Genomic DNA, 608 nt, shown 5'->3' with positions numbered 1-608 from the left:
TCGCCTTTCATGAGGCGATGGACGCGGTGACGGCTGCACGTTTCTCCCGATTCACGCAAATCCACCGTGACCTTGCGGTAGCCATAGACGCCGCCGCTGGCCAGCCAGGAATGCTTGATCAGACCGAGCAATCGATCATCCTCACGCTTGCGGACACCGACTGTCTGCCGCTGCCAGACGTAATAGCCGCTGCGATGCACGCCAAGGACTCGGCACATCGAATGCAGGCGGAACTCGCCGAGATGGGCTCGCATGAACGCGTACCTTGCCGCTATCCCTTTGCAAAGTACGCGGCGGCTTTTTTTAGAATGTCGCGCTCCTCGGTCATGCGCTTGAGCTCGGCCTTCAGTCGCCGAACCTCGGCGCTCTGATCCAGCTCCGCTCGCCGCACGACGTCGGGCCTGCCGAACTTCAGTTTCCAGGCGTATAGGCTGTGGGTCGTGATGCCCAGCCGCTGCGCCACATCCGCCACCGAATGACCCCGTTCGGTTACCTGTTTGACTGCCTCGATCTTGAACTCATCCGTGTACCGCTTGCCGCTCATCCTGACCTCCTCGGTTGCCATAAATTATGGCTCGAAGATGTCTACGAAAGGCTGGCCGGTCCAA

General features: G+C 60.0%; 1 pseudogene. It reads right to left on the bottom strand.

The features are described from left to right. Positions 1-544 (bottom strand): annotated as a pseudogene (locus WS61_RS34010) (IS3-like element ISBcen21 family transposase); the annotation flags it as partial. Between the last annotated feature and the right edge of the window lie 64 nt (positions 545-608).

Origin of the sequence: Burkholderia sp. ABCPW 11, assembly GCF_001523445.1 — a bacterium.
Lineage (GTDB): Bacteria > Pseudomonadota > Gammaproteobacteria > Burkholderiales > Burkholderiaceae > Burkholderia.
The sequence above is the reverse complement of the archived record's forward strand: the minus strand, read 5'-3'. Positions and strand labels throughout refer to the sequence as shown.